Below are 3,447 nucleotides of genomic sequence, written 5' to 3'. Positions count from 1 at the left end.
CAGAGCGTCACGACGGTGCAGAACCGTTGATGGCGGAGGGAGGCGCCCCCCTCTGTCCTGCCGGACATCTCCCCCACTTGGGGGGAAATCGGATGTCGGGACCGCTTTCGCCAATCTCCGACGTCGCAAAGAGGGCGCCCACAGTGACATTGCCAATCTCCCCCCTTGTGGGGGAGATGTCCGGCAGGACAGAGGGGCGTTACCCGCCAGCATCAAAATACGATCGCCGCGACGCCCCGATGTCACGATCGGCTAGCGCGCCGATTATCTCTTGGCTTGCACGGCGACGGCGGTGAGGAAAGCCGTTGCGGCAGTATCGCACGCCGCTCGGGACGGGCTATAGGCGAAAAGGATCAGCTCGGCAGCCCTTGTCGTAAGGCCGTGCTTTTTAGCGAAAGCAGTTATTTCGTAAGGCTTGTCGTGGTCTATGGCCAGTTCGTAGTCTTCATTCATTGCTTCCTCCCGTTTGCGACGTTCCTCGCCTTGGCCCCTCCGCGGCGCAAGGATTAACTTCCCCGGTCTTGAGAGAGTCTACCAATTAGAGATTGCAAAAGGCCTGCGGCGCAAGTCCGCTGCTTTTTTCGCGGCCATGCTGCCGACAGAACCTAGAACAGCGGGCCAGCATGGATGATCAATTCGGCGCTAGCCGCGCCGATCTGTTCATCAGTCCGCCTGATACGGCCGTCTTGAGGGGCAGCTCCATTTTGTCCGCTGCACATCAAAAAAGATTATATGATGGCGCTGATATCGCAGGTGGTCGACGCAAGCCAATGCCGATCTTTTCAGTCAAGCACACGACCGTCTATCGCTATACGCAGCCGGTGACGTTCGGCGAGCACCGGCTGATGTTCAGGCCGCGCGACAGTTTCGATCAGCGACTTCTGGATCACGCCCTGTTAGTCGACCCCGAGCCGAAAGAGATTGGCTGGATCCACGACGTTTTCGGAAACTGCGTTGCTGTAATCGATTTCAACGGCTCGGGCGACGAACTGCGTTTCGTGACAGACATTCGGCTCGATCACACGCCGCAGCATGCGCCCGATTTCCGTATCGATGACACAGCACTCAGCTATCCATTTTCCTATGATCCCGACGAGGCAACCGACCTCAGCCAAACCATCGAGCGCCATCACCTCGATGATGGCGATGAGATCGGCAAATGGGCACGACAGTTCGTGAGCGCCAAAGGGCGCACCGAGACCGGCAAATTGCTGATGACGCTTTGCTACGCCATCCACGAGAGCTTTGTTTATTCGCGTCGATCTGAATCAGGGACGCAACCGCCTCTGATGACCTTGCATCTGCGACGAGGCACATGCCGGGATTTTGCGCTGTTCATGATGGAAGCGGTTCGTTCGCTCGGTTTTGCCGCCCGTTTTGTGACCGGCTATGTCTATGTGCCGAACCGCGACAGCGGTTCTGTCGTCGGCGGCGGGTCGACGCATGCCTGGTGCCAGGTCTATTTGCCTGGCGCGGGTTGGGTCGAGTTCGATCCCACCAACGGCATTGTCGGCAACCGGGATCTGATCCGGGTGGCTGTGGCCAGGCATCCTGGGCAAGCCATCCCACTTTCGGGAAGCTACTGCGGCAGCGCGTCGAGCTTTCTCGGCATGACGGTGGAGGTCAAGGTGGTGAGGGAAGCCGGCAATCACCAGCATCGATAAAAATCAGCATCTTCCAATATATTCGGAACTGTTCGCGGGAGTTTGCTCGCCGGTGTCTGTCGGGATTTTACGCGTTTCGCAATTCACGCCGTTGCATGACTGTTCCAGCGCGATATTGCACCTTCTATCTCTGCCATCGGCATATCGGGAAAGCGCCAGCCCGCCGCGCCTTTCGGCACGACGGGCTTCAGCGTGGGGTCACGTCAGTCGTAGACCTTCACAATCTTGCGGGTACCTGGATCGACCAGGACAGTTCGGCCATCGATGACGACGTAGCGGTACTGAACGTCCGGCACCTCGTAAAGTTCGACTGTTTCGGGCAAAGCTGTGCCGATGTTGAGTTCGACGCCAGGAAGGCTGAGTGATGCCACCGGTTTCTTTTTCACGTATTCGCGGATCACGGTGTCATGCTCGGGTTGAATAATGACGTCCTGAGCGGCAGCGGCGCTGACACCGACGAGCAGAAGCATGCCTGCCGCAGCCAATGTAAGTTGCTTTCCCATAATAGCCTCCAAGCAACCTTCAGCTGCGGTGCTTGATTGCTGCCGCGGCGGGTTGCATAGTCATCTCAACGATGCGGAGCAATTCTTGTTCCACCGGCGGTGCGCGAACCGGCTGCCACGGCCTATCGACGCCGATGTTTGGCGGCGCCCGCGAACGCCCGCTCAAGGCCTGGTCTCTTCTTGAGGCGGCGCGTTTGGGACTGGACAATCAGGCTGTGGCCATTTTTCACACGCAGAGGGCCTGTCGCCGGCGTCGCCATAACGTTCCACGAGTTTTGCGAAGCCGTAGGCGAAGGCGGAAAGCAGCGCCAGGATAACCACTATGCGAGCGGCCATACGGGATTATAGCAGGCTCCCGCTCAGGATTGATCCAGAATCGGCCGCGCTCGACAGGCCGGCGACGCGCAAGTCCGCTCGGGAAACCTGCGACCCCGGAACGATGTGCGCTACCAGCCTGGTCCGCGGCGAGATCGAGGCGAATGCGGAACGCCACTATGCTGCTACCCAGACGCGTCTAGGGGACCGCATCGAAATCGACCACAAATCCCGCATCGATGGCGCTTCGCGCAATGAGATCGCCAATTTGCCAATCCGTGAGTTCGCAGTGTGGAAACATCTCCCTCACGGCGATGGTCACCTCGAAGATCGAAACGCTCGGATTGTCGACATGATAGCGGACAATCGCCTGCCGAACATCCAATGAATTTGGCTTCTGCAGCGGCGCGGACATTTCCGGCCTACGAATGGAGCCGTGGTTCTGGGCTATCGGCTGTTTTGGCGTCGAAAGCGACGGGCACGCCGTGCACGACGCATGCTGCCGCCAGCATCTCCTCCAACTCGTGGTTGGTGGCCCTGCAGGCAGGCATGAGTGTTCGAATGGCGCGGATCGCCTGCGCGATCGAGAGATACCGAGCCTTGCCTCTGGAAAGGACATAGGCCTCTGTCGCGCCTTCAACGGTGACTGTGTGAAAAGTGTGGCTCATCAACAGTTCCTCCCTGCCAAGAATACGACTTTCGTCTAACACGCGGCGGCCTTCAAGCATATGTCCGATATCGGACAATCAGGCGGAGCGCGTCGCGTTTGACCGGCCTCATGCGACGCGCTTCAGGTTGTTGTTTCATGCATGTCGCAAAACCGCTGCACACCCTCGGGTAAGGCACTGGGTCAGGCCCGAGGGGCATGCTTGTGCGCGACATGCATCAGCCGAAGTGACGTTGCTCCTCGTCGCCATAGGCGCCATGTGTGAGCTTTATCATTCCGGCACGGTCGACGATCGTGA

5 protein-coding genes are annotated in these 3,447 nt (G+C 58.8%); 1 reads left to right on the top strand and 4 read right to left on the bottom strand.

Annotation, left to right across the window (positions count from 1 at the left end; all coding sequences use genetic code 11):
- Positions 1 to 264 precede the first annotated feature (264 nt).
- Positions 265 to 453: a hypothetical protein gene (locus AC0L2Z_RS35050; RefSeq protein ID WP_473630599.1), complete on the bottom strand. Its 189-nt coding sequence runs from the start codon at positions 451 to 453 to the stop codon at positions 265 to 267.
- A 317-nt stretch (positions 454 to 770) separates the two neighbouring features.
- Between AC0L2Z_RS35050 and AC0L2Z_RS35045 the strand changes: the two genes are divergently transcribed.
- Positions 771 to 1,664, top strand: a complete 894-nt coding sequence (locus AC0L2Z_RS35045) for a transglutaminase family protein (protein WP_473630598.1) — start codon at positions 771 to 773, stop codon at positions 1,662 to 1,664.
- 203 nt (positions 1,665 to 1,867) lie between these two features.
- Here the strand turns inward: AC0L2Z_RS35045 and AC0L2Z_RS35040 are convergent, their stop codons facing one another.
- The 3 genes from AC0L2Z_RS35040 to AC0L2Z_RS35030 all read right to left on the bottom strand — a co-directional run bounded on the left by AC0L2Z_RS35040 (position 1,868) and on the right by AC0L2Z_RS35030 (position 3,150).
- The gene (locus tag AC0L2Z_RS35040; RefSeq protein ID WP_023800265.1) at positions 1,868 to 2,167 is read right to left on the bottom strand and encodes a DUF1236 domain-containing protein; all 300 of its coding nucleotides are present in this window, start codon (positions 2,165 to 2,167) and stop codon (positions 1,868 to 1,870) included.
- Between the two features lie 514 nt (positions 2,168 to 2,681).
- Positions 2,682 to 2,867, bottom strand: coding sequence for a hypothetical protein (locus AC0L2Z_RS35035; RefSeq protein ID WP_473630597.1), 186 nt, complete (start codon positions 2,865 to 2,867; stop codon positions 2,682 to 2,684).
- 37 nt (positions 2,868 to 2,904) lie between these two features.
- On the bottom strand, positions 2,905 to 3,150 hold the full coding sequence (locus AC0L2Z_RS35030) for a hypothetical protein (protein ID WP_023800263.1): 246 nt from the start codon (positions 3,148 to 3,150) through the stop codon (positions 2,905 to 2,907).
- Positions 3,151 to 3,447 lie beyond the last annotated feature (297 nt).

The organism is Mesorhizobium sp. WSM4850 (genome assembly GCF_055811735.1).
The sequence above is the reverse complement of the archived record's forward strand: the minus strand, read 5'-3'. Positions and strand labels throughout refer to the sequence as shown.